Raw genomic sequence first — 24404 nt, 5'->3', positions numbered from 1 at the left:
GCTCTTTTGTATTTGCTGCGAGAGCCGGCGATTTTAACCTGCATCAGGGACCCGCAAACAGGCAAAGCCGACGCCGCAGGACAAAAAGCCAAATCCTGCCCCCGCAACCACTTTCATCATAAATCAATAACCGTCCCGGTCTAACCGGGGCGGTTTTTTGCGCCGGGCTGGCACGCAATGCCCTGCGGCGCCCATGCCTGGGCCGAGCGCTACGATCGCGGCTCCGAAGACATTTTCGCGCTTCAAGACGAGATCGCGCTGGCAGTGCTGGGCGCGATTGCGTCGAGCGTGCGGAAGGCCGAGATCGAACGCGTCAGGCGCAAGCGCCCCGACAGTCTCGATGCCTATGATCCGTGCTGCAGGCCCAGCCTGATGTCGATTCCGGCATGCCGGGAGGCGGCCCTTGTTCATGGACAGGATGACGCGCTCGCCCTGACATGGGCGGGCTTTTTCATCGGGATGGATGCGCAGGATCGCGCCGCCGCGTTCGCAGCATTGGAAGCCGCCCTCGCCATCAGCCGTCATCGGCGCTGACCTACATCCCTGGCAGCGTCATGCTCGGATGGAGCGGCGAAGCAGAGCGCGCGATAGAGTGGGGGAAAATGCAAACCACGGGTGCCTTGAGCATGAACCCAATGGCGGCCGGAGGCAGTGCCGGTAAGAACTCGCCGTGCGAGGCCCCGACTACAGCCTCAACCCTGACGAGCCACCGGCCCAGGAAGGTGCCGGCAACATCTTCAGTTCAAGGCTAGTGGCAGCTTTTTCGGTTCGAAACGAGACAGCATAGTTCCCGTCAGCATCGAGTGCTGGCACAATCCCTTGCAGGGCCGATGCATTTTTCTGATTCGATGGCCTCCCGCGCTCGGTAACCGACAGCTCGCACCCGCCCCCAACCCGGCCGTCGGTTGCCAGTCTTCTTTTGGTCTCTGCACGCTTTCGGCCATCTGGCTGCGATTCTGCCGCTTTATGGCAAGTGAGGCGCGTCCCCATCGATCACGAGACGCTCGTGCTCCAAGAAAGCGTGCCAGACCACCTGCCGCGCGTCCCGTTCATCCACCATCTGGCCGCACCGGGGACAGCGGTAGAAATACTCACTTTCGTGCTCGCGAACCTTCCCGTAGAGATGAGGTTCGAATGGGCCGAGCTCCGAGAGCTTCGTCATGTCGCCTTGTCCACCAGGGGCGTCTTCCGCTTCGGCGGCACGTAGCGCGTGACAAGCCTGAGAGTGTCGGCTTTCACGGTTACTGGAATACCCAGGTTGACTGTGACCTTGCCGGCTTCCCTGTCGACGTAAGTGACGTGCCCAATAAGCTCGATTTCTTGGCCCTGCTTCACCTTAGACGTTCGATCGACAATCGAGTGTGGCTGCCCATAGGAGGGAACGGAAACGCTTACCCAGTCCTTCGTGACACGCCTACGCACCTTGGCCGTGATGGCCACCTCATCGCCAATGTTGAAAGAGACCTTGGCCATGTCATGACTCTGGGGCGGGGAGCGCATTATTCAAGCGCTTGCTAATTGAACATCGAACGCAGGGTGAAGTTGAACAAACAGGTGGCGCGCGGACAGGCTCCGCGCGCCGGGTCGGGTGGGGTTCATAGCAACCAGGCCCACACTGGAAATTCGAGTCCGCAGGGAGGCCCGATAAAGAGCCCGTCTGGCACCCATGCAGGCGAGCTCATTCAATGCTCAGCATTGCGGAAGTAACTGGCACCCTTGCCTGTTGGGGCTGGAATCCCGGCGCCGGCCCGCCGAATCGGAAGCTTCGCCGCAAGATCAGAGACACGCGGCCGGGTTGCCTTCAAGGAACAGAAAAGGGAAACAGTGCACAGGCTAATTTTAGGGACGCCACATCTTTTTTAATGACGGCGCGCGCGCCAATGAGCTTCGCAACTTCATGGAACAAAAGCGGATCGCCCGCGCTGATGCAACTGCCATTTCCTCGCATCGCGGCAGCAGTCTTGCCGCCCTGTCGGACATCAATGCCGGTGAAAACCTCGCTGGCCTGTATGGCGCAGAGGTTCGCACGACCGACGCGATCTTGAACGACGAGGCTATGGGTGCGGTGTTGATCGCAACTTCTTCTACGAGGCGCTTGCATTCCTTTGCCTCGGCGATGGTATTCGCCCTTCTCCATTTTGATGACTCTGGGGTCAAGTGCCGCTTAAGCAAGTACCTGCTAAATTTGCCAACAGATCATTGCGAGCCAGAGAGCTGTGGAGAACGGGGCGGCGACTGACATATGGGAGGGCAATCGATGTCAATGCCATACAATTTTTCGCAAGGCGATGCGCCGATAGATCTACAAAGATCCTTCTGGAACAAATGGAACACTGAAATCGGTGGGCGCGATAAGCATACCATAAGCGCACGTCAATCAGAGGTCATACGAGGCTGGCTCGAGAAACTGGGCCGAAATGACCTTGATATCCTTGATGTTGGCTGCGGCAATGGCTGGTTCGACCCGGAACTTTCACGATACGGCAAGGTAACTGCGACCGACCTTTCCGACGAAGTTCTGACTTGCGCGGCAAAGCGTTGGCCACACATCACTTTCACTGCAGGAGATTTCTTGGCCCTGGACTTCGGCCAATCGACATTCGACGTGATCGTCACCCTGGAAGTTCTCTCGCACGTCTTCGATCAAAAAGCTTTTGTCCGCAAACTCGCCACCCATCTTCGGCCTGGCGGCTATCTGATGCTGGCAACGCAAAACCGTCATGTACTCGAAAAGTACAATGCGATTCCACCTCCTGCGCCGGGGCAGCTGCGTCACTGGCTTTATCGTCACGAGCTAGCCGAATTGCTCGAACCCGAATTTGCGTCGCAGGAACTTTTCACGGTTTCGCCGGTGGCCCGCGTCGGAGTGATGCGGATCGTGAATTCGTGGAAGCTCAATGCACCTATACGCGCTCTCTTTGGCGCCCGCGTGGAGCGGTTCAAGGAGCGCATGGGGTTCGGATGGACTTTGATGGCTCTCTCTAGGAAACGTTTTTAGGAAGTTGGCGACTGCCTCACGCGTCCGACCGGCAAGTGAGCCAGCTTCAGCGCCTGGGGAACGCAAGGATCGTGCCCGGCGCCGAGTCGCGGCTGCGGGCGAGGATGTTGAGGATCACCGCTGGCCCAGGACACTTTGGGAGTCGGGTGTTGCTTTCATCGAAGCAAAGGAATGTGGCGGGCGAGGGAGTCCGAGGCCTTTCAAGGCGATCCTAGTCTCCTAATAGATCCTCCGACGCCGCGATACTTCTTCGATGTTTCCGATGCGGGGGATGTCTATCAAGATGCACGTGGAGCCCTCCTGCCGGGGATTGAGTCGGCCAAGGAACGGGCACTCGAAATGGTTCGCAACCTGGTGGCAAATTGCGATCTGGTGTGCACAGTCCGCAATTCCGATGGCAGTCAAATCTTGCAGATAGAATTGAATGCGGAACGCCGGATGTTATTTTGTAATTTAAAGCGCATGGAGCGAATCTGAAAGATCGCGACGCGGTTCAAATTTCCAACTGACCCGCTACCTGTGGCAATCGCGGCATCGATGCTCCTACCTGGAGGCTCCTCACGCCGCCCGTCCGCTTCAGCAAATTTTACTTGCCAGCACGGCCTAAACAAAACCAAGCGCTCGCTCTGTGAAGATAGAAGTGCAGTAGCGGGCCGCTAAGGGCGTTGTCGGTTTAATCCTGCGCTGGTGCTCTCACTTGGCCCATGATGCTCCTGGAAACGTTCACTCCCAGCCGAGGGTAGTGTTCACCATCGTTCCGCCTTACAGCCAGATGCCGTGCCGGCGATCCGGACCGGAGTGGCCGCCGATATACGTGGCCAGCGATTGGATGAAAGCACTGCGGCGGCAATCTCGGCGCGGCGATGGAGAATTCGGCCCCAGGCCTCAACTGTCGATGTAGTCGCGCTCGAATCGGGCAAATTTTGTCAGGCCTGGTTCATCGAGCATGCGGACATGGCCCTGGCGGAATTCGAGAAATTTGCGCTCGCGCAGTTCCCGCAGCATTCGATTGACATGTATCGGCGTAAGGCCGAGCGCATCGGCGAGATCGTACTGGGTGAGAGGGCATTCATAGCTGTTGCGGGTGACGGAGCCGATCCGTTCCAGTCGCGCTCTCAGTTCGAGGAACAGATGCGCCGTGCGCGCCAGGGCGCTGCGTCGTCCCACATTGGTTAGGTGTTGAGCGATAGCCGCTCGGTGTTGCATCAGGGTGTCGAGGATAAAGGAGAAAAGCCGGGGCGACTTCATGGCGGCAAGGGAAAAAGTCTTTGTCGAAGCCACCAACACCGAAAGTTCAGTTTGAGCCACAAACGTTTCAAGAGCATTGCCCGCGGGTGACTGAGACATGACGATATCGCCCGTCAGGGCAAAATCCAGAATTTGCCGCTGCCCGCCCTCGAGTTCATGAGAAATGCAGCCCCAACCCGCCTCGACTAAGAATACGCGATCGCTAACCTCGCCCTGGCTGACGATGACCGTCTCCGCCGGATAGCGCTTCGGCGTGAACCCCAGCGCCTTGATCAGGGCGATATCGTCGTCGTTGAGTCCGACGTACGATGAACGTTTGTCGTTCCCGCGCAAAACGGGACGTGAACGGTACGTCATTTACCACCCTGCCCAAGCTTTCCTTCCCCCCGGAAAAGAATGTACCGCAAATTTGACGCGATGAGTATACACTCCCTTAAGGATCGGTATTGAATCATCGGTGATTGCGGCCACTTTTGTCGGAATGTGCGGGTTCCACTTGCTTGCCGAAGCCGTGATTTGAGAACGCCGGGGGCGGTACGGCTAGGGTTTGTTTCTCTTGAAGTTTTTCCGCATCGACTCGGTTATTTCTGCTGGCGAGGGCGCAACTGCGGTTATCCACTTGATCGGCGGCATTCCGCAACGTCGTCTCCTTAAGCAATCCGCTGATCTCGGCGGCCGACAACAAGTGGGGTCCTTCGAGTTCCAGCAGCACGGATTCACTCACGTGCAGTGCGGCAAGCGCAACCGCTCTCGGCCTAGGTCCTCGCGGTTCCAAGATTGGAAAAGGCCTTTCATGCCTCTCATATTGGCATAACTTACCGGCAGGCTTTGACCATTGCGTCGGTCGGCAGTTCGGCGCCAGCCTGGCCCCGAAGTCGAGCGTAACGGATGATGGAATCAGCCCCGGTTCAGCAATCCATGCCGATGGCAAAAAGTGGCGCCACGTCGCGCTGTTGCGCATGGCCATGGACTCGTACGGATCAGGCGTGGGCCCGCCTCAGAGAGGACTTGCCCACATCGGCAATTGGCAGCGGGAAAGGTTCGACCTGTCCTGCGGTCTTGTCCAGATACTGCATCAACGCCGTGACGAGGTGGTAGAAGATGCTTGCGGGGACCTCCGTTGCCACCGACCTTCCGCGCTCGTCGATCTTGTCGATCCACAAACCGAGCGGTGCGGCATCAATGTGCCATCTGAAAAGGCGGGCGACGCGCGCTTCGATCTCCGGTTTCAGATCGGGCCCGCCAATGCCATCGAGCGCGACGGCCGCCTTGATCGCCTCGCATTGCGGCCAGCTTCGGGACAGCGGGTCGAGCGGCATTCCGTGCCGCGAAACTGCTGCATAGGCCAGCCCCGTGGCCCGATTCAACCCACTGGCGACCGCCGACGAATAGAGTTTCCTTGCAAAGGCCACCAGATCCTTTTGCCCGCTCGCCCGGGAGAAATCGACGAGCAGGGAAGCCCATTCGAAATGGTGCCCCGGTTCGGTCCACTGTCCCTCATCTCCCGGCAATGGCTGCCAGTCGACGTCGAAACGTTCCCCGAGCGTCCAGCTTTCCTGGTCGAAGAAATGGCAGCGGAAGAGATCGATGACACGTGCCGCCCGACGCAGATAGGCGCGGTCGCCGGTGACGTCGTGCCAGGCAAGGAAGGATTCCAGCATGTGCATGTGCGGGTTCGAGAATCGTACGCCGTTCCAGCCAGGCGACTCGAGGAAGCCGTTCAGGCAGCCGTCCTCGAGATGAGTGTCGATGAAACGGAATGTCTCCTGCGCGAGCCGCAAGGCATCCCGATGGCCGCACCGATGAGCATGGGCAAGTGCCAGGAGCATACAGGAATGGTCGTAGGCGTCCTCCGCCGGGTCGGCCACGCTGCCGTTGCAATTGAGGGTGCGCGCCCAGCCGCCGCGGTCGGTGCGGCCGTATTTCGCGAGGAAGCCGATGCCGTGGTCGATGAGACTGTCGGCCGGTCCGGCCCAGCCGCGTTCCTTCGCCACCGCGAATGCGTAGATCTGGCGCGCCATCGTGCGCATGCGCTTGGGTTTGCCCAACGGCCTTGCGTCGAACCCGAGAGCCTCGTGGAAGCCGCCATACACGTCGTCGACACCTGCCGTGGACCACAGCGGCAGAGTTTCCTCGAAGAGCCAATGCTCGACGCGCCTGCGCCATGCTCCGCTGATGATGCCCCGATCTTCCGACGCTGTGAACTTGGTCTCGATCCGTCCGCTCTTCTCCAACTGCTCGACGACCTTCTTGACGTTCTGGCTGTGGCTGACGGGGGCAACGAACACCGCATCCGGCGTCGCCACCACCGCCACATCCTTCATGCCGACTACGGTCAGCAGCCTGCCCTGGCTTCTAAGGTAGGAGCTGTCGCAATCCATGGCGATGACATCGCCCATCACGACGTTGCCATCGCGGTCGGTCGGGCTCGCTTCGAGGAGCGACTGCCACGATCCAAGATCGTTCCAGCGGAAGGAAGCCGTGACCATCGCGATGTCGTTCGCATGCTCCATGACCGCGTAGTCGACCGAGGTCGACGGGACGGTCGAGTAGAAGCCCTGGGGCAGGTAAATGCCCGACACGTCGGCCCGTGCGGTCTTGACGGCGCGCTCCGCACCTTCCCAGATGTCGGGCCTTAAGTCGAGAAATGCCTTCCGCATCGTATCGGCGCGAAACAGGAAAATGCCGGCGTTCCAGTAGAACCGTCCCGAAGACACATATTGGCGGGCGGTCTCGGCATCGGGTTTTTCGACGAAACGCGAAACGGCGGCCACGCCGTCGCGACCGTCCGAAACCTCGATGTAACCATACCCGGTTTCGGGATGTGTCGGCCTGATGCCGAATATGACGATGCTTCCTGAAGCTGCCGCCGGCCTACCCGCCTCGACGGTTTCCCAGAATTGGGTTTCGGTCGATATCGCATGGTCGGAGGGGACCACGAGTACAAGCGCGTCCTTGCCATATTCGGAAATCGTCTGCAGGGTGGCTATCGCAACCGCCGCGGCGGTATTGCGGCCGACAGGCTCGAAAATCGGCCGGCCGCCATTGAGGCCGAGGGGACTGATATCCGAGATGACGCGGTCGGCGTGCCGCTCGGACGCTATCAGGTAGATGGGGGTTTCGCCATCCGGCCGCGCCTTGAGGCGCCGGATGGTCTTGGCAAGCATGGAGCCGTCGCCCGAAAGGTCGTGGAATTGCTTGGGATTATCTTCACGCGAAAGCGGCCACAGCCGTGAGCCGACACCTCCGCTCATGACAAAACTTACGATCCGGTCCGGCATCGGCCAGTCCTTTCAGAATGTCTGGTTGTAGGCTCCGACTTCCGGATTGCGGCGCAGGACGGCATCGAGGGCCTCGAACATCTCCCGACGTCGCTCGGGGGAGACGGGGCTTTCCACCACCACGACGATTTCCGGCTTGTTCGACGAGGCCCTGACCAGGCCCCAGGTGCCGTCCTGGGCAACGACACGAACTCCATTCACGGTGACCAGATCAGCCAGCGGCTGGCCGGCGAACTCGATCCCGTTCCCCTTCATTTTTTTGAATTCGCCGACAACCTTCTCGACCACGCTGTATTTCTCCTCGTCAGGGCAGTGGGGCGACATTGTCGGGGTGCCGAAGGTCAAGGGCAGATCGCGGTAAAGGTCAGCAAGGGTCCTGCCTGGGTTGCGGTCGAGCAACTCGCAGACAGCAATCGCTGTGACGAGTCCGTCGTCGTAGCCGCGGCCTATCGGCGGATTGAAGAAGAAATGCCCCGACTTCTCGAAACCGGCCATGGCATGAAGTTCGGCGACGCGTCTCTTGATGTAGGAGTGTCCGGTCTTCCAGTAATCCGTCGTTGCCCCGTGTCGCGCGAGGACGGGATCGGTCATGAAAAGTCCCGTCGACTTCACGTCCGCAACGAAAACGGACTTCGGATGGAGCCCGGAGATGTCTCGCGCCAACATGACGCCGACCTTGTCCGCGAAAATCTCGGTGCCCTCGTTGTCGACGACACCGCAGCGGTCGCCGTCGCCGTCGAAGCCGAGTCCGACATCGGCGCCCGTCGCCAGAACCTTGTCCCGGGTCGCATGCAGCATCCGCAACTCCTCGGGATTGGGGTTGTATCGAGGAAACGTATGGTCGAGTTCCACGTCCAGCGGGATCACCTCGCAGCCGATGCGCTCCAGCACCTGCGGCGCGAATGCGCCGGCGGTGCCGTTGCCGCAGGCAACCACCACCTTCAGCTTCCTGCCGATCTTTTTTCCTGCGGTCACGTCGTCAATATATGTCTCGCGAAACCCCGTTACGCATTCATAGCTTCCCCCGCCCGCCAGATCGAACTCACCGGCCAGCACGAGCGCTTTCAGGGCTGTCATCTCTCCCGGGCCGAATGTCAGAGGCCTTTGCGCCCCCATCTTCACTCCGGTCCAACCGTTCTCGTTGTGCGAGGCCGTCACCATGGCCACCGACGGGGTGTCAAATGCGAACTGGGCGAAGTAAGCCATGGGAGAAAGCGCCAGGCCGATGTCCTTGACGCGCGCGCCGGCCGCCATCAGGCCGGAGATGAGCGCCATCTTGATTGCCATGGAATAGCTGCGGAAGTCGTGGCCGGTGACGATGTCTGGACCGACGCCCATTCGGCGGATCAGGGTGCCGAGCCCCATCCCGATCGCTTGCACGCCCATCAGGTTGAGTTCGGGCTCTTTCTCGGAGCCCGGATACCCGAACCACCAACGCGCGTCGTATTCCCGGAAGCCGGTGGCCTTGATGAGGGCACTGGTTTCGAAGGCGAATGTGTTTGGCTTGGCTTGGCCGACTATGTTCACGGTCCGCTCCGCGATTCCCAGGCACCGTAGCATGCCGCCGGAAACGGACCTCTTCATGAATTCGAGTAGCCCTAACACCCTGGTTCGCGCTCCTTCATCCAATAGGAGCATGTCCGCTGGTGGCCGAAAGGATGTCTCTTCCAAGCGTGGGGGTCTCGTATCTGAAGAGTGCGTCCTTCTCGGGCGCTGACGAAAGGGTGGGCTGCCAGATGCCTCTGACCGGATTGAGGTTCCCGTTCCGCGAGAATGTCGACGAAAGGCGGTTCTGCTGTCGTCTCACTCGCCTTCTCGAGGTCATTCAGGTTGAAATCGCGAGGGAATCCGCGGACCTCCGTCTGAGCGTGGAAAGAATGGCGGACTGCGCCGCGTTCTCTTTGGAGGCGTTGGAAAATGGCAGGGGCCAGAACGTATGCCCGATCATGCCCTTGCGCGGAACCCGGCGCTCAATCGTGGACGGCAGCTCCCGCTACGACAGCAGAGGCCATTCGTCGACAGAACGACAGCGGAGCTGCCGCGCATTGTCCTTCCAATAGGAGGGCCCATACGCCAATTGGCGGCGTTTACCTTGCCTGGCGCAGGCGTAACCTTTTGATGGCAGCCTGGGATCGCGGGGGCCTCAGCTTTCAATGAAAACCTCGGCCGAATGCCATCGACCGCCTGCATGGGAACGGCGTGTTCGCAGGATTTCCCGCACGCCTGCAGGAGAAAATTGAATGAACCGCATGTTCCCCGCTCAGTGGCCCGCGGCGACGGACCAGCAGCGTCCTGCGGGCCAGGAGTTCATTGGCCTCTCCGACATAGCCGAATTTGTGCGACGCTATGTTGGAACCATCGTCGCCTGCCTCGCCGCGGCTCTCCTGCTGGCCTGGTTCTACAATTCGACCACCGACCCTACTTTCACCGCCAAGGCGCAGATTCTGATCGAGCCGAAATTGCCGCAACACCTGCAGGAAGGCGGCGAAGTAAATCTGTCACTGGATACGGCCCAGGTGGAAAGCCAGATCGCGGTCATGCAGTCGGAAAAGATCGCGGCGATGGTCCTTCATCAGTTGAAACTTGTCGACGACCCCGAATTCAACCGTCCGCAGACTCCGAGTTTGCGGGAGAGATTCAGGAAGTTTGGAAACATGCTGCTAGACGAGTTCGGGCTCCGGAAAAGCGCCTGGATCACCTCGCTTTGGGAGCATTCCGGCCTGAGCGCACCTGAAACGCCCGCGCCGTTGACCGATTACCTGAAGTGGCGGCGCAGCATGTTGGTTATCCGCAACAGCCTCGACATCCGCAGGGTCGGCGTCTCCTACGCAATAGAGATATCCTTCACCGCTCTCGATCCCGAGGGCGCAGCCAGGATCGCGAACGCCACCGCCGACGCCTTCGTGCGCGAGCAGATCGAAACCAAGACCGACGCCGCGAAGGAAGGCGGCGCGTGGCTCGAGCAACGCCTTGGGCAACTGCGCACCCAGATGAACGAGGCGATGGCGAAAGCGCAGGAGTTTCGGTCACGGCACGACTACAGCGTCGGCCATGAAGCCAAAGGCGGGGGCGACACCGTGCCGACGCTGGAAGAGCTTGAGGTGACTGCTGAAACGTACCAGAAGATGTACGAAAGCTTCCTTCAGGCTTACACCAACTCGGTAAGCCAGCAGTCTTACCCGGTTGCCGACGCAAGGGTGATCACGGCTGCGACGGCGCCGCTCTATCCGAGCGCGCCCAGGCCGAAGCTGCTGCTGGCCCTCGCGGCGGTTACCGGGCTCATGCTCGGCATCGGACTTTCGTTTGCAAGGCATTCGTTTGACTGGACTATCAGGTCGCCACGACACATCCGAGACAACCTGGGCCTCGAATGCATCGGAGAATTGCCGCCCGCCAGCTGGAGAATGGATTCCAGCCGCCTCGACGAAGTGATAAAATATCCCCATTCCGGATACAGCCGCGGCCTCAGGAAGGCACGAACGGAAATCAGCCTCGCGGAAACCAGTCACCCGATCAAGTTCCTCGGGCTGACCGCCGTGTCCAACGACAGTCCGAAGAGTTCAGTCGCCAGCAACCTTGCCTCGCTTTACGCGATATCCGGCCTGAAGACGTTGGTGATTGACGCCGATATCCGGGCGACCATGACCGCGCGGCTGCTCGGCCCATTGCGGGCCTACGACAAACCGTGCCAGGACCCGATCCGGCTCAACATCATCCCCGCTCCGGGGCGGCCGTTCGACCTGCTCCCAAGTTCGGCAGTGGACGAAACGCATCTGCTGGTACCAGGCAAAATGAGGGCACTCCTCGCGGAGCTTACCGCCGGCGACCTTGCCGCCTACCGACTTGCTGCATACGACATGGTAATCGTCAACCTACCGACCCTCGCCTCGGGCGCCGACGAACTGATTGTGGGATCCGTCCTGGATGGCGTTGTCATCGTCGCCGAGTGGGGCAAGACACATGTCGAAACGCTGCGAGAGCTTGTCAGGACACTGCAGGCCAGCAAGACCCCCATACTTGGCGTACTACTGACGATGTCCAAGCGCCGCAAGGCGTGAACCTCGTATCGGGATGTCCTCCTTCGGAAGGCGCAAAATCGCGTAGGGGGATCATTCCTTGGGATTAGGGGGGGAGCCCCGGAGCGTCGCGATACCCCCTTTGCCTTTCTTGCCCGCAGGCCTCAGCCTTGGAAGAGTATCGAACCAATTTCGAACCGGCTATCGTCCCATGGCAACAGAGGCCTTCGAGAAGCAGCCGCATCAGGGAGCGACGATCTGGATTCATCCATTTCTCCCCGAGCCGGCCGATAGCCGAACGACAGTTCTGCACGTCGTTGCTTCGCCCGACCCCAATAACGCGGGGGCGGTTTTGACGGATCTGTCGACCTCCCTGAGCGCAGGAACGACGAACCCTCCCTTAGGAGGGATCTTGAAGCGGATCATGGATCTGGTCATAGCGATCGCAGCGCTCGTGATGGCCGCACCGATTATGATCGTCGTTGCCCTGCTGATTCGGATAACGGCAGGAGGTCCGGCACTGTTCTCGCACAGCCGAGTGGGCTTCGGCGGACAGCCGTTCAATTGCTACAAGTTCCGCACTATGGTCGCGAACTCAGAAGAAGTTCTCAAGGCATATCTCGAAGCCAATCCCCAGGTCACCGCAGAGTGGGAGGCGATCCACAAGATCAGGGACGATCCCCGCGTCACGTCCCTCGGGTGGATCCTGCGCAAGTCAAGCCTCGACGAACTCCCTCAACTCGTCAACATCATCCGCGGCGAGATGAGCTGCGTGGGTCCACGGCCTATAGTGAAGGACGAACTCAAGCGCTACGGCGATCACGTGGGGGAATACCTTCGGACGAGGCCGGGGCTTACCGGTCTCTGGCAGGTGAGCGGGAGAAGCAGCATGGACTACCCCAGCCGCGTGGCGCTGGATATTCAATATGTGCGGAACTGGTCGGTCTGGCTCGATCTCGTGATCTTGATCAGGACCGTCTTTGCAGTGATGCGCGTCGACAGAGCCTCCTAGAACGGGGGATTTCTACGACGACGTGGTCGCATCGTTTTTGTTTCACTCTAAAGTGCGACTCGATGGAAAAACGGCGCCATTCTGTCGCTGGGCGCACACTAATCTACGAAATGTCTTTCTACTTGCTATTCGGCCGATCTGGCTTCGACGCACTCGCGACAGGGTAGTGGCCGTTTCAGCTTGGCTCCATTACCAAGAATGGCCTATGTGATAAGCCGCTCGCGGCGTTCACCGCATCGTTGTCACAGTAAGGATACACTTGGGATTAGAGATCCCTCTGACGCGGCGGTTACGAACACCTGGGATCGAACAGCGGCGAAGATTCCAGAAATCCAAGGTTCTACGCGGATTGCAAATGAAGGCTTTCGTTAGCAATCCTCTTGATGTGAACTGCTCGAAGGCCGAGGTTGCTCACACTCGGGTGCGTTTCCAATGTACGGAAATCGACAGGCCAACGATGTAGGCGCAGGCCAGTGCAAACGCCAGGATGAGGAATCTGGCGATCGTCACGTAACCCGGTAGCCCAAGGCCATTCCAGGCAAAGCTGCCGATCATGAGCAGAGCTGTCGCCGCGATCAGGGCGGCAGCCTTGAACCGCAGTCCCATCAGAACGCCTGCCGCCGATACGGCGACTACACCCATGAGCACCGACATCTCCAGCGGCATCCGCAGGGCTGACCGGCGCACCGCGGCAGAAGATTCCGTCAGGGGCTCGATGAGCCCAGCGAGTGCTCACTGATATGCGGCCTCGAAGTGCTAGGCAAGTGGCAAGGGCGTTGCGGCTCCGCACAAGCATCGAATTTGGCTTGCGGCGCGTCCTTCCAGACAGCCTGCAGCTGGAGCGGTTTCAGCTTTCAGAAGCCGCCTCGCTGCAATACGCGCTTGATCAGTTGGTACCCTGATCCGGAAGCTTCTCGGCCTGAATGCCACTGTCCGAGGGCAGGGCAGCCAAACCGGGCTGCGGCGGGGGAATTTCAATCTTCACGGTATCGCCTGGGTCGATCGATGTCGTTTCCTCGGCGGTCAGTTCTTCCGAACCGCTGCCCGTCGCCCTGACGATCTTGAAGATCGGCTTGGCCCTTTCAGCGCGTTCCTTGAGGGCGAGCAGGGCTGGAGCCGTGACCGCGGTTTCGTGCAGCAACAGCGATGCGGTGTCGGCTTTGTTGGTAACTTCATTGAGCTGCGATTGCGTTTCCCGCAAAGCCTCGGCGATCTCGCTGGCGTGCTGGTTGTTGAGATTGAGGATCTCGATATCGGTCTTGCTCATCTCCTGCCTCACCCGCAACAGCGAGGTCTCGGCAGCCAGTCTGTCGCCCTGCATCTGGGCGACCGTCCCTTCCAGGTTGAGTTCCCTCGGTGCAACCGCCAGCCCCTTCTGGACAAGGGTCGAAACGCCCTCCAGTTCCTTCTGGATGAGTTGAATCTGCTTGTCGCGGAAGGTTAGCTGCCGCTGGAGCGACTCCAGTTCCTTTCCCAGGAAGTCCCTGAGTTCGCTTAGCGAACGCAGTTGCGTCGTCATCGCTTGCTTGCGGACTGCGAAGATCCTGCTCTCCTGCTCCATCGCTACCGCGACCGTTGAGTTCGAAGCCCTGTCCTTCAGTTCCGCCGGGAAGGCGATCTCATCGCTGCCGGCCTGCTCGGCTTCCAGCCGCGCTTTGCGCGCAAGCAGAGCGACGCTGCTCAGCGCCAACAGACCCACGTCGCCCTGGCCAGTGATGATCTCACGCTCGAGCCTCGGAATGTCATCCTCGCGTATCCGCAAGCCGCCGGCGATTCCCAGCGCCTGCAGGACCGTCAGTCCGGGTCTGTAGGGAAACTCGCCGGGCTGCGCCACGTAGCCGACGATGTAGAACGGTCTATACTGGGCGATCTCGACGGCGACATCCGGTGGGCGGCCGAGGCCCATCTGCTGCATCAGGCGGTCGCCGATTGCGCGGGCGAGGTCGCCCGGTGAGGTGTCCTGTGCGCGTATCTGGCCGACAAATGGCAGGAACAGCGTGCCGTCGGCGCCGACAACGAAATCATCGTTGAGAGCGGTCCATTCGAAGATCACGTCGCGCGATGCGCGCCACTCGTAGACCTTGAGCCTGACCTTGTCCTGAGGTCCGAGGAGATACTCGGCAGCTACCGCCGGCAAGGCGAAGGCGGTCGCCGCCGCCAATGAAGCCGCCACCGTCACAAGCCATTTCTGCATTGCGTTCCCGCCTCAGATTTTCAAGATGTATTCGGGTTCGATTCGCCCCATGGCGACATGCAGGATCCCGAGCATGTTGCCCCGGAGCCTGCCCCTCCGGTCGACATACGGCTCCGGGCGCAGGCTCTTTGCCAGGTTGGCCGCAATGTTCCTGAACATCAGGGGCAGCGCGAAAGAGGCCGGAACGGAGCCTTTCTTGATCAGGTAGATAGCGTTCACGACCTGGGAGTAGCCGAACCGCTCTCCGCTCACCCGCCCGGTCTTGAGGCCGAGATGGACGCCGGTGATCGAGGTCACGCAGACCACACGACCCCTGGATCTCATTTGGCTGGTGAAGTCGATGTCTTCCTGCCAGCCATAAAGGACCAGACGCTCGTCGAAGCGCAGATCTCCCACAAGCGAGGAACGGAGCGACATGTTGCATCCGTACGCTCCGATATGGTCGACCACCGGCGGTCCATCATGTTTTTTGCCCTCGGCTCCCCGCAAGGCGGCCTCGGCGGCTTCCCAGGTGAGGCCGGCATTCGTGGCTCCATCTCTGATCACCATGCCCATCACCACCGCCCATCCGTCATTTTCCGCGAAAGCTCTTTCGATCTGTTCCAGATATTCGGCGGATGGAACGAAATCGTCGTCGAAGAACGTGACGATGTCGAAGCGGCCAAGGGATCGTGCGAGAGCGGTGTTGCGCTGCGCAGCCAGTCCTTTCGGACCGAAAACGAGTGAGACGGGGAAGAGACACCTTTCCGGGAGTTCGACATGCGTTGCGTCAGGCGCCGACAGGATGACCTCGTCGGGAAGTCTTGTCTGGCCGCTCAAGTAGCGGAGCAGGCGAGCGACCTGTTGGCTGCGGCCAAGCGTCGGGATGATCACGGTGAGTTTCACGGCCGGCCCATGTTTGGTTCAGGCCGATCCTAATCGGCAAGGGGGGGCCGAAACAGCCTGCATAAAAGGAGACGGAGGTAGCCTGGCTTACCTTCTGGGACTGGCTTTCGGAGTATCCCCGGTGAACGACCGCAGCCATAAGTATTAGGCGAACATGCGCCCGGAGCAGCCTATAGCCGATCGGACAACTTGCCCGGGCCGCTGCAAGGAATGGAGACTGCTGGCCTGCCGATGCAAGGGGGAGCCATGCTCCACGAACGCGCTTCCGATCTGGCAACCGCGGCCAGGGTCGATATGCCCATCGAAGAGGTGCCGGCCGCACCGCGGCTCTGCGTCGACAGGTATGCCAGGATAGCGGTCGTCCATGACTGGTGCCCGAATTTCCGGGGCGGTGAACGGGTACTGGCGCAGATATGCAAGCAGTTCCCCAATGCTGAAGTTTTCACGCTTTTCGATTTTTTGCCGGCCGAGGTGAAGGAGCAATATTTCCAGGATGTGGAATTCCATACGTCCGCGGCCAACCGGATTCCGATGGTGCAGAAATTCTATCGGTCGCTTTTCTTCTTTTGTCCCTTCCTGATCGAACAGTTCGACGTGACGGGCTATGAGGCGGTGATCTCGTCTTCGGCCGCATTTTCGCGCGGCGTGATCACCAGGCCGGACCAGCCGCATCTTTGTTATGTGCATAGCCCGATCCGTTACGCCTGGGACGAGCAGTTTTCCTATCTTCAGCAAGGGCGGCTTGGCTTCGGCCCCAAAGGAATGCTCTATCGGTACATGCTCCATCGCCTGAGGACGTGGGATACGAGAACCGCGCATGGCCCGGATCTTATGCTGGCCAACTCGAATTATGTCCGTTCCCGGATCCAGCACATCTACGGACGCGAGGCGCGCGTCGTTTTCCCTCCGGTCTCGCTAAAAGAGCTCCCTTGTGTGGAGGACAAGGACGACTACTATGTTTCGGCGTCCTTCCTCGCCCCCTACAAGCGCACCGACCTCGTCGTCCGAGCCTTCAACGAAATGCCGTCGCGGCGGCTGGTCATCGTCGGCGAAGGCCAGCAATCGGCCAGCCTGCGGGCGCTTGCGGGCCCGAACGTCACCTTTGCGGGATACCTGCCCAGGCAGGACTATGTGGACAGCCTAGCGCGGGCAAAGGCGATGGTCTTCGCCGGCTGCGAGGACTTTGGCATAGCCTTAGCCGAGGCACAGGCCTGCGGAACGCCGCTGATCGCTTTCGGCCGCGGCGGGGCAGTCGACATCGTGCAGCGCCTCGGGTCGTCTCCCGAACCCACGGGCGTGCTGTTCAAGGCCCAGACGGTCGATCACCTCAAGGAGGCGGTCGAACGGTTCGAAGAGAACTGCCATGCCGTGACGCCCCGCGCCTGTGCCAGGAATGCAGGACGGTTTTCCGAAGAGAACTTCGATTGCGCCATCCTGGAATCGCTCGGGGCCGTCCAGGCGCTTCATGAGATCATGTGAGTTCGCGTACTCTGACGACCTTCGTTTGTGTATCGGCGTCGTCTGCGGCGGCCATCGCCTCGAGATAGCGCAAGGCCGTCGCTCGCCAACCATATGCCGAGGCTCTCGCCCGTCCCCTGCGTATCATCTGCGTCCGCTTGTCCTCGCAATCGCGCAGCTGCATGAAACGGTCGAACCATGCTTCCGGGTCGTCGGGCGGTGCAAACAGCGCTGCGTTTGCGCAGACCTCGGGCAGGCTGGCGCGGTCGGAGACCACCACGGGGCAGCCGACCGCCATAGCCTCAAGGGCGGGAAGGCCGAAGCCCTCGGTGAGCGAGGGAAACGCCAAGCATAGCGAATCCGCAAGGAGAGCCGCCAGTTCGCCATCCGAGATGCGGCCGAGCCAGTGGATGTTTTGCGCTTTGGCCCTGGGTGATCCCGACCTGAAGACGCGCGAATCCGACATGCCGACGATCGCGATCCTGAGCCCGGCCGAGGCAAGGCGCTCGGCCATGTCCAGGATGAGCCTCACGTTCTTGTGGGGTGCGGCGCTGCCGATCATGACGATGGTTTCCGGCGAGGCGGCCAGCCGTGTTCCCGCGGAATGTTCAGGCGTCCATCGCAAGACATGCTCATGACCGTTCGGGGCTACGAAGGCCCGGTGCGCAGGGACAATGCCGTTGCGGACCAGTTCACCCAGCGAATAGTCGGAAACGGTCGAAATGCGCCATGCGGTCCGACCGAGGCAGGGCAGCAAGGTACGGTAGAAGCTCCGGAAGGCAAGGGAGTAGCTCTGCGGAGCCTTCCAGACGTTCGCATCATGGATGCAAACGATATGCTTGCGGGAAAGCAGAGGTCCTGTGTTGCAGAGGCTGAGCAGTCCGCCGCCGCCGAGGGACGCGGGGAGCTGCGTCTGCTCCCAGATATGGCCGCTCGTGCGGCCGATCTCGAAGCGTTCGATGAAAGCGAGGGGGATCTCCTTGGACCCGGGCGGGCAGTGCAGTCGAAGGTCGAGACCGCGGGCGAGAAGCCCCTGTTCCGCGAGCAAAGCGTCGAGCGAACGGACGACCTCGCGCGCATAGCGCTGGACGCCTGTTGTCGGCTGGGAAAGAAAACGCCCATTGATTGTCCAACGCCGCGCCATGTCGTCCCCGGTGAACCTTCAATGTGGGGCCGCGAAAACCTCAGGTCACCATGGCCATCGGGTCATCCGGTACCCCGGAAATCATCCTGATAGGCGAGGTGAGGTAGTCCGCCTACCTCAAACGTTCGAGGACCTTCGTGCCTTCCGCGGTGCTAGTCTGGTTGGGAGCCCGGGGAGGTGGAGATGGGTAAAATCGAGTTCGACACAACGCAATCGCCACCAGCACGATCGGCGGGGCTATTGAATGGACACCGCCCCAGGACACCGCTTGCGAGCTCGCTCGCCGGGGACGTCGGATCGTTGATCGGGCATACGGGTTGGACGGGGTCGGACCGGGAATCGCCGAGACGGCGCTGGACGATAAACGGAGATTTCACGACGCTTCGGCCGACCGGCGTAGCCCGCTACGCCAGCGAAGTGACCGTGGCCCTCGACGCTCTCATTTCAGAAGGACATCCGCTTGGCCGCGACCTGGAGATCGATCTCTTGGTTCCGCGTCCGCTTCCCGAAACCTTCCGCCTCGACGCCATCCCCGTCCGGATCGTGCCCGAATTCAGCAGGCCGCGTCTCCCGCAATTCTGGGTGCAGGCGCAGTTGCCCTGGCATGTACCGGGAGGATTGCTGAGCTTCTGCAACCTTGCTCCCATCGCACTGAGGCGCCAGATCGCGTGCATCCACGATTTGCACACCAGGCTCATGCCATCGAGCTACGGGCGGGGTTTCCGATGGGCGCACCGCCTTATCCTGCCGGCGCTCGGCAGGCGGGCCGCCCGCATCACCACCGTCTCGCAGCTCTCGCGCAGCCATCTGGTGGAGTTCGGCATCGCGCCGGACGAAAACATCGTCGTCACCTACAATGGCAGCGACCATGCGAAGAGATGGGATGCAACGAGATCGTCCCTGACGGTCGACCGCGGTAGACCGTATGTCCTCTGCCTCGGAAGACGGGACCAGGAGTACAAAAACGTGGCACTTCTCGCCAGGCTGGCCCCGCTCCTCGACGAGATGGGTCTCGATCTCTGGATGCCAGGCGATGTCGACGAGAAGACGATCCTGCGATACCTCCCGGAAATGCCCGCGAACATCGTCTTCCTCGGATGGATAGGGGACGACGACTTCAAGAAGGCTCTCGAAGGCGCCCTATGCTTTCTGTTTCCGTCACGCATCGAGGGATTTGGGCTGCCCGCCATCGAGGCGATGGCCTCGGGCTGCCCGGTCGTGGCCTCGACCTCGCCCTGTCTGCCCGAGATCTGTGGGGATTCGGCTCTCTATGCTGATCCCGACGACGTCCAATCGTGGGCCGAAACCGTCCGCCTGCTGATGATCACCCGGGATTTGCGGGAGCGGCTGGTCGCCAAGGGACATGCCAGGGCCAGCAGTTATTCCTGGCGATGGATCGCATGGAAATACCTCGAGCTCATGACTCACGTCGACGCCGACTTCGGGGAATTCGGCGGTTAACCGGGCTGGCAGGGACCGACGTTGCCGGGATATTCGAAGCGGCGAGACCGGGCGGTTCGTTATGCATACGCGGGAGTGGAACTATAGCTGGAGCGGCGTGGCACTCTGTCAGATCGCAGCACGGAGAGGGCAAGATGAACGAACGGATCGATCCGCGCGGATTACGCGCCCCGGGCGGACTGGCGTCCGTCGGCACGCTGCTCTTCGACAACTCGCTGTCGATCCTGAACAGGACCGGGGCCTATCACATCGCCAAGGACCTGACCCGGGAATTCGTCCCCGTCGGGGCGGGGATCCGGTATTGGCGGCTGGGTTCCTTCGCCCCCGAGGGCCTGGTCCGCAAGATTGTCGCCCGGCTGATGATGCTGGAAATCAACTGGCTCCGGGACAGAGAAATGTTCCTGATCCGTGACAAGGTCGGCGAACGTGGCATCCGGCTGTTCCTGGATCCGCTCTACGTCCTGAGGTCACGCCTGACGGACAACGACATTGTCCTTTGCCACGATGTCGGCCCGCTGACGCATGGCGACCTCTATGACGAACGGACCTGCGCCAATTACCGGCTTGCATACGAGAAAATCCGGCGCGTGGGGCCCGGCGTCGTTTTCGTCAGCAATTTTTCCGCCAACGACTTCGAGATCCTTTTCGGGTCCGGTTTCCGATTCCTGAAGACAATCCCGCTCTATCTGCGCGCTGAACTGTTCGACGGCCCGGCAGAGGCGGCCCCCGGGGTGGACGGCCCGTTCTTTCTCACCGTCGGCGCGTTCGAAACCCGCAAGAACCAGGTCGCCGCCCTGAAGGCGTATCGAGGCGGCGGATTTCACGGCCAGGGTGTCGGATATGTGCTGTGCGGATCGCGCGGCGACGGCTACGCGGAGATTGCGGAACTCGCGGGGACCGTTCCGGGCGTGAGGCTCATGGGATACGTTCCCGACGCACAGTTGCGCTGGCTCTACGGCAATGCCGAGGCATTCGTATTGCCAAGCCTTCTCGAAGGTTTCGGCATGCCGGCACTGGAGGCCGCCTATATGGGACTGCTGCCGATAGTGTCCGCCGGCAGCGCCCTGGTGGAGGCCGTCGGGGGCGTGTGCTCACAGGTGCAGCCGGATAATCCCGCCGCGATCGCGCAGGCGATGGGGACAGCGCTTTCGCGAAGCGCCGCGGAGAAGGCGCAAACAAGCCGCTTGCTGCGCGATACCGCGTCAGCTGCAACCAAAGTTCGGTTCCTGCAGCAATGGAGGGAACTGCTGGCCGCGGCCGCAATACCAGGAAAGATGTGAACGGTTTTTCCGTCCGGAATTGCGGCAAAGCAACCGGATGAAGCGCTTCGCCATTCCCATGAAACCCAAATTGCGTCACCGATCCGGGAAGCGTTCGCAACAGCATCGGCAATCATGCCGGAGCAACTGCATTACGGAAGAGTCGACCGGCATTCACGATTTCGTCGAACAAGGGATGGCTGGTCACGAACACTCCGGCCAGCCAGCCGGCCGCTGCAAGACACCCAGCGAATATCGCCTGTCCAAGCGATAGGTCGAAGCTGAAGCCGCCGGCAACGACCATGCCCAGTGGGCCGAGTGCGGTCAACGCGGCAACGACGCCGCTCTTTCGGACGGCGACAGCGATTTCGTCCCACCGCAGCGAAAGCCTGCGACGCACGAAGCTCAAGGACACAAATGCCTGGAACGGCACAATGAACATCAGGCTCAATGCCGCGCCCATGAGGCCGGCAACCAAGACCGCACTCGTCATGACGACTGCTGAGACAGGAACGACGATCAGCGACCTTACGAACATGTCCCTGATCGAACCCATCGCCATCATCACCGGGTGGTTCAGCTCGAAGCTGAAGGTGAAAAGAGACGCCAGCGCGATGACTTGCACCAGCGGTGCGACTGCCCGCCATTGGTGGCCGAGCACGATGTCCACGACAGGATAGGACAGCGCGACGAGGGCCAGCAGCGCGGGCCAGTGAAGTCCGGTGATGATTTCGATGGCATGCAGATAGGATCGTTTGAGATCCGCGCCCTGCCTGGCCGAGGCGGAAAAGGCGGGAAGCACGACCGTCATGGCTCCGCCGAGGATCAGTTTGTCGGGTATCTGGCACACCGTCAGTCCGCGGCTGAGGAGCGCCGCCGCATGTGGCGACAGGACACGGCCCAACAACAGGAGGGGCAAGGCCTCATATGCCCTGTAGAGAAACACGATCGCGCCATTGTAGCCGCCGAAAGCAACTATCCCGCGCCATTGCTTGAATGTCGGCCTGAACATCCAGAAATCCGGGCGCAGCGCGAGGCCCAGCACGCCGGTGACCGTGCTGCTCGCCAGCCAGGCCCAGGCAAAGCTCATGTAGCTGAACCCCATCAGCGCCAGCGCGATGGTCGCCACGCCTCCCGTCGCCGCCCCGGCAACGTTGATCATGGCGACCTTTCCGAATGCCATTTCACGGCGCATCAGGGTAACGACTTGGATGGAGATCAGCTCGATGAACAGGCATACGGATACCAGCCGGAGATAGGGGGCCAGCTTTTGTTCGTGGAAGGAGGACGCGAGTGCCGGAGCGGCCGTAACCAGAAAGGCCGCAATTGCGGCTGTGAGGGCGAGCATCAAGCTGAAAGTCCCGCGGATGTCCTCCCTGCTCAGGACCGGGCGCTGGATCATGAAACTCGAGCTGGCGAATTCCCGCGCCGACAGTGCGATGCCGAGGATTGCCAGGCTGATCACCGAAATGCCGATTTCCTCGGGGGTCAGGATGCGAGAAACGGCCGCGATGGTGAGAAAGTTTAGGCCGATCACGATGTAACGATCGCCCGTGCTCAGCAGAAGTGCGCGTTTGACGCTCATGATGGTCCCGGGTGCCGGCTGCTAGTGAGCAAGCGCCGACGTTGACGTCTGGGTCCGCCCACCGTTCCCGGGGCAGAAAAACATAGGCCGGCGGTTCGAAGTAGAAGCCAAAAGGAAGTAGGGCGGTCCCACATTCGGTTGAGACCGAAGGGGCGCCTCAACCCGCTTCTCCGATGGCAAACACTGCATCCGGAGAAAGTCTCGAAAGCGGTCGCTCTTTACTCAGTAGCGTCGCCGCGCATAGCGGCCGAAAGGCTACGAACCGCATTCGAAAGACGTAGCCGGATGAGGGGCGGGCTCCCAATATAGACAGATTGTTGCGGTCCGCGACGAGGCTAGTGTTGCAGCCTCGTGAAAACCGAGTGACTGAAATGTTGAGATGTGCGTTGATCGGGGCGGCCTGTCTGCTTGCCATGGCTTCGTCGGCCTCCGGCGACATCCTCTGGGGGGCCAATGGCCACCCGATTACGGCGTATCCGGGCATTTCGATCGAGCGCCAGTTCGACTACCTCGAAGATTTGGGGATGAAGTCCTACCGCGTGAACATTTCCGACCTTCCTTCGGCGGACAGGCTGGCGGAACTCGTGGCGGAGGGCAAGAAGCACGCCATCGAGGTGCTGCCCGTGATCACCCCCGGCAATATCGATCTTGATAAAGACAACACCGACGAGCTCTACGGCAAGGCGCGCGCTCTGGCAGTCGCATTCGGATCCCGGTTCAAGGATGACATCCGCACCTGGGAACTTGGCAACGAGATGGAGAACTATGCCATCATCAAACCATGCGAGAAGCGCGACGATGGCACCACTTACCCCTGCGAATGGGGTCTGGCGGGCGGCACCGGAGTGCTGGACTACTTCGGCCCGCGCTGGGCCAAGGTCAGCGCCGTCTTGAAAGGATTGTCCGACGGCATGAGCGAAGTCGACCCGGGCATCCGCAAGGCCGTCGGCACCGCGGGGTGGGGCCACACCGGGGCATTCGTACGAATGAAACGGGACGGCATCAAATGGGACATTTCGATCTGGCATATGTATGGCCAGGATCCGGAGCCTGCCTTCAAGGTGCTCGCCAGCTATGGGAAGCCGATCTGGGTCACCGAATTCAACAATCCCTATGGAAGCCGGCAGAGTGAAAGACAGCAGGCCGAAGGGTTAATGCGGGCCATGCTGCGCCTCCGCCAGCTGCAGGCCAAATACAATGTGGAAGCCGCCCATATCTATGAGCTTCTGGATGAAACCTATTGGGCGCCCGACTTCGAAGCATCGATGGGATTGGTCCGGCTTGTCGGCTCCGCGGACCGCGGCTGGAGCCCGGCAGGACCCAAGGCCGCATACATTGCGGTGAGGGACTTAATTCGCGGACCACAGCCGCTGCCGAGGCCGCAGCGCCGTTGCGATTTTGCAGACAGCGACAAGATCGAGACCGTTACGATGCGCCAGGCAAGTTTCGCCCATTGCTTAATACTGGGGCGCAAAGCAAGCGATGAAGATCTCGAACGGTGGTCCGCAGCCCTGGCCGACGGCTCGGCCGACGTTCCCAAAATGATGATTGAACTGATGCACTCCAGGGAATTCTTGAGGAAGTATTCCACCATCGGCCTGAGCGACCGTACCTATGTCGGCTTCCTCTACCAGCTGCTCATGGACAGGGGCGGCGACGGGTACGGGCTGGACGTCTATTCCAAACAACTGAGGGACGGCTCGATGTCGAGGGATTCCATCGCTCGCGGCATGATCACCTCCAGCGAATTCACCGACAAGTATTCCGTCCACCTCGCCGCGAACGCGAAAACGGCGCCTGCCGCCAAAATGGCAAACTAGCCTGCGGCCGAATAGAGGTCTGGACCGTCATGGATCTGCGCTT

At 60.7% G+C, this 24404-nt stretch carries 20 protein-coding genes; 10 read left to right on the top strand and 10 right to left on the bottom strand.

Annotation, left to right across the window (positions count from 1 at the left end):
- Positions 1 to 177 precede the first annotated feature (177 nt).
- Entirely contained in the window at positions 178 to 534 is a 357-nt protein-coding gene (locus P9273_RS30795) for a hypothetical protein (RefSeq protein WP_278052281.1), read from the top strand.
- Between the two features lie 624 nt (positions 535 to 1158).
- On the opposite strand, the gene P9273_RS30790 is transcribed toward P9273_RS30795, so the two are convergent.
- Positions 1159 to 1473, bottom strand: coding sequence for a hypothetical protein (locus P9273_RS30790; protein WP_278052280.1), 315 nt, complete (start codon positions 1471 to 1473; stop codon positions 1159 to 1161).
- A 424-nt stretch (positions 1474 to 1897) separates the two neighbouring features.
- Here P9273_RS30790 and P9273_RS30785 point away from each other — a divergent pair, with 424 nt between their 5' ends.
- The 3 genes from P9273_RS30785 (at position 1898) to P9273_RS32480 (ending at position 3475) form a co-directional block, all read left to right on the top strand.
- Positions 1898 to 2239: a hypothetical protein gene (locus tag P9273_RS30785; protein WP_278052278.1), complete on the top strand. Its 342-nt coding sequence runs from the start codon at positions 1898 to 1900 to the stop codon at positions 2237 to 2239.
- An 18-nt stretch (positions 2240 to 2257) separates the two neighbouring features.
- Positions 2258 to 2998 carry a class I SAM-dependent methyltransferase gene (locus P9273_RS30780; RefSeq protein ID WP_278052277.1) on the top strand — a complete coding sequence of 247 codons (741 nt, stop codon included), beginning with the start codon at positions 2258 to 2260 and terminating at the stop codon, positions 2996 to 2998.
- A gap of 171 nt (positions 2999 to 3169) precedes the next feature.
- Positions 3170 to 3475, top strand: coding sequence for a DUF6894 family protein (locus tag P9273_RS32480; RefSeq protein ID WP_442920277.1), 306 nt, complete (start codon positions 3170 to 3172; stop codon positions 3473 to 3475).
- A gap of 408 nt (positions 3476 to 3883) precedes the next feature.
- Here the strand turns inward: P9273_RS32480 and P9273_RS30775 are convergent, their stop codons facing one another.
- From P9273_RS30775 to P9273_RS30760, 4 genes are all read right to left on the bottom strand, one after another.
- On the bottom strand, positions 3884 to 4603 hold the full coding sequence (locus tag P9273_RS30775) for a Crp/Fnr family transcriptional regulator (RefSeq protein WP_278052276.1): 720 nt from the start codon (positions 4601 to 4603) through the stop codon (positions 3884 to 3886).
- 94 nt (positions 4604 to 4697) lie between these two features.
- On the bottom strand, positions 4698 to 4958 hold the full coding sequence (locus P9273_RS30770) for a hypothetical protein (protein WP_278052275.1): 261 nt from the start codon (positions 4956 to 4958) through the stop codon (positions 4698 to 4700).
- Positions 4959 to 5226: 268 nt separating this feature from the next.
- On the bottom strand, positions 5227 to 7527 hold the full coding sequence (locus P9273_RS30765; protein ID WP_278052274.1) for a mannose-1-phosphate guanylyltransferase/mannose-6-phosphate isomerase: 2301 nt from the start codon (positions 7525 to 7527) through the stop codon (positions 5227 to 5229).
- Positions 7528 to 7539: 12 nt separating this feature from the next.
- The gene (locus P9273_RS30760) at positions 7540 to 9087 is read right to left on the bottom strand and encodes a phosphomannomutase/phosphoglucomutase (protein WP_278052284.1); all 1548 of its coding nucleotides are present in this window, start codon (positions 9085 to 9087) and stop codon (positions 7540 to 7542) included.
- A gap of 680 nt (positions 9088 to 9767) precedes the next feature.
- Here P9273_RS30760 and P9273_RS30755 point away from each other — a divergent pair.
- A complete protein-coding gene (locus P9273_RS30755; RefSeq protein WP_278052273.1) occupies positions 9768 to 11585 on the top strand; it encodes a GumC family protein in 1818 nt (605 codons plus the stop codon).
- 169 nt (positions 11586 to 11754) lie between these two features.
- Positions 11755 to 12555, top strand: coding sequence for a sugar transferase (locus tag P9273_RS30750; protein WP_278052272.1), 801 nt, complete (start codon positions 11755 to 11757; stop codon positions 12553 to 12555).
- A 411-nt stretch (positions 12556 to 12966) separates the two neighbouring features.
- Here the strand turns inward: P9273_RS30750 and P9273_RS30745 are convergent, their stop codons facing one another.
- From P9273_RS30745 to P9273_RS30735, 3 genes are all read right to left on the bottom strand, one after another.
- Positions 12967 to 13197 carry a hypothetical protein gene (locus P9273_RS30745; RefSeq protein WP_278052271.1) on the bottom strand — a complete coding sequence of 77 codons (231 nt, stop codon included), beginning with the start codon at positions 13195 to 13197 and terminating at the stop codon, positions 12967 to 12969.
- 244 nt (positions 13198 to 13441) lie between these two features.
- Positions 13442 to 14749 carry a polysaccharide biosynthesis/export family protein gene (locus tag P9273_RS30740; RefSeq protein ID WP_278052269.1) on the bottom strand — a complete coding sequence of 436 codons (1308 nt, stop codon included), beginning with the start codon at positions 14747 to 14749 and terminating at the stop codon, positions 13442 to 13444.
- Between the two features lie 12 nt (positions 14750 to 14761).
- On the bottom strand, positions 14762 to 15634 hold the full coding sequence (locus tag P9273_RS30735; protein ID WP_278052267.1) for a glycosyltransferase family 2 protein: 873 nt from the start codon (positions 15632 to 15634) through the stop codon (positions 14762 to 14764).
- A gap of 246 nt (positions 15635 to 15880) precedes the next feature.
- Between P9273_RS30735 and P9273_RS30730 the strand changes: the two genes are divergently transcribed.
- The gene (locus tag P9273_RS30730) at positions 15881 to 17113 is read left to right on the top strand and encodes a glycosyltransferase (RefSeq protein ID WP_278052283.1); all 1233 of its coding nucleotides are present in this window, start codon (positions 15881 to 15883) and stop codon (positions 17111 to 17113) included.
- Here P9273_RS30730 and P9273_RS30725 read toward each other — a convergent pair.
- Positions 17106 to 18236, bottom strand: coding sequence for a glycosyltransferase family 4 protein (locus tag P9273_RS30725; protein WP_278052265.1), 1131 nt, complete (start codon positions 18234 to 18236; stop codon positions 17106 to 17108). The two genes, P9273_RS30730 and P9273_RS30725, sit on opposite strands and share 8 nt — an antisense overlap.
- Before the next feature lie 183 nt (positions 18237 to 18419).
- On the opposite strand from P9273_RS30725, the gene P9273_RS30720 reads away from it, so the two are divergent.
- Positions 18420 to 19697 carry a glycosyltransferase family 4 protein gene (locus P9273_RS30720; protein WP_278052263.1) on the top strand — a complete coding sequence of 426 codons (1278 nt, stop codon included), beginning with the start codon at positions 18420 to 18422 and terminating at the stop codon, positions 19695 to 19697.
- A gap of 134 nt (positions 19698 to 19831) precedes the next feature.
- The gene (locus tag P9273_RS30715) at positions 19832 to 20977 is read left to right on the top strand and encodes a glycosyltransferase (RefSeq protein WP_278052261.1); all 1146 of its coding nucleotides are present in this window, start codon (positions 19832 to 19834) and stop codon (positions 20975 to 20977) included.
- 112 nt (positions 20978 to 21089) lie between these two features.
- Here the strand turns inward: P9273_RS30715 and P9273_RS30710 are convergent, their stop codons facing one another.
- Complete coding sequence (locus P9273_RS30710; RefSeq protein ID WP_278052259.1) at positions 21090 to 22541, bottom strand: oligosaccharide flippase family protein; 1452 nt, start codon at positions 22539 to 22541, stop codon at positions 21090 to 21092.
- A gap of 386 nt (positions 22542 to 22927) precedes the next feature.
- Here P9273_RS30710 and P9273_RS30705 point away from each other — a divergent pair, with 386 nt between their 5' ends.
- Positions 22928 to 24361 (top strand): DUF4214 domain-containing protein, encoded by a 1434-nt coding sequence (locus P9273_RS30705; RefSeq protein ID WP_278052257.1) that lies wholly within the window; start codon positions 22928 to 22930, stop codon positions 24359 to 24361.
- The last annotated feature ends 43 nt before the right edge of the window (positions 24362 to 24404 follow it).

This window comes from Mesorhizobium sp. WSM4935, from assembly GCF_029625735.1.
In the GTDB taxonomy this organism is placed as follows: domain Bacteria; phylum Pseudomonadota; class Alphaproteobacteria; order Rhizobiales; family Rhizobiaceae; genus Mesorhizobium.
The sequence above is the reverse complement of the archived record's forward strand: the minus strand, read 5'-3'. Positions and strand labels throughout refer to the sequence as shown.

What these genes read in the sequence shown, in the direction of transcription:
- P9273_RS30795 (WP_278052281.1), top strand. Translation starts at nt 178, where the DNA reads ATGCCCTGCGGCGCCCATGCCTGGGCCGAGCGCTACGATCGCGGCTCC.
- P9273_RS30790 (WP_278052280.1), bottom strand. Translation starts at nt 1,473, where the DNA reads ATGGCCAAGGTCTCTTTCAACATTGGCGATGAGGTGGCCATCACGGCC.
- P9273_RS30785 (WP_278052278.1), top strand. Translation starts at nt 1,898, where the DNA reads ATGGAACAAAAGCGGATCGCCCGCGCTGATGCAACTGCCATTTCCTCG.
- P9273_RS30780 (WP_278052277.1), top strand. Translation starts at nt 2,258, where the DNA reads ATGTCAATGCCATACAATTTTTCGCAAGGCGATGCGCCGATAGATCTA.
- P9273_RS32480 (WP_442920277.1), top strand. Translation starts at nt 3,170, where the DNA reads ATGTGGCGGGCGAGGGAGTCCGAGGCCTTTCAAGGCGATCCTAGTCTC.
- P9273_RS30775 (WP_278052276.1), bottom strand. Translation starts at nt 4,603, where the DNA reads ATGACGTACCGTTCACGTCCCGTTTTGCGCGGGAACGACAAACGTTCA.
- P9273_RS30765 (WP_278052274.1), bottom strand. Translation starts at nt 7,527, where the DNA reads ATGCCGGACCGGATCGTAAGTTTTGTCATGAGCGGAGGTGTCGGCTCA.
- P9273_RS30760 (WP_278052284.1), bottom strand. Translation starts at nt 9,087, where the DNA reads ATGCTACGGTGCCTGGGAATCGCGGAGCGGACCGTGAACATAGTCGGC.
- P9273_RS30755 (WP_278052273.1), top strand. Translation starts at nt 9,768, where the DNA reads ATGAACCGCATGTTCCCCGCTCAGTGGCCCGCGGCGACGGACCAGCAG.
- P9273_RS30750 (WP_278052272.1), top strand. Translation starts at nt 11,755, where the DNA reads ATGGCAACAGAGGCCTTCGAGAAGCAGCCGCATCAGGGAGCGACGATC.
- P9273_RS30745 (WP_278052271.1), bottom strand. Translation starts at nt 13,197, where the DNA reads ATGGGTGTAGTCGCCGTATCGGCGGCAGGCGTTCTGATGGGACTGCGG.
- P9273_RS30740 (WP_278052269.1), bottom strand. Translation starts at nt 14,749, where the DNA reads ATGCAGAAATGGCTTGTGACGGTGGCGGCTTCATTGGCGGCGGCGACC.
- P9273_RS30730 (WP_278052283.1), top strand. Translation starts at nt 15,881, where the DNA reads ATGCTCCACGAACGCGCTTCCGATCTGGCAACCGCGGCCAGGGTCGAT.
- P9273_RS30725 (WP_278052265.1), bottom strand. Translation starts at nt 18,236, where the DNA reads ATGGCGCGGCGTTGGACAATCAATGGGCGTTTTCTTTCCCAGCCGACA.
- P9273_RS30720 (WP_278052263.1), top strand. Translation starts at nt 18,420, where the DNA reads ATGGGTAAAATCGAGTTCGACACAACGCAATCGCCACCAGCACGATCG.
- P9273_RS30715 (WP_278052261.1), top strand. Translation starts at nt 19,832, where the DNA reads ATGAACGAACGGATCGATCCGCGCGGATTACGCGCCCCGGGCGGACTG.
- P9273_RS30710 (WP_278052259.1), bottom strand. Translation starts at nt 22,541, where the DNA reads ATGAGCGTCAAACGCGCACTTCTGCTGAGCACGGGCGATCGTTACATC.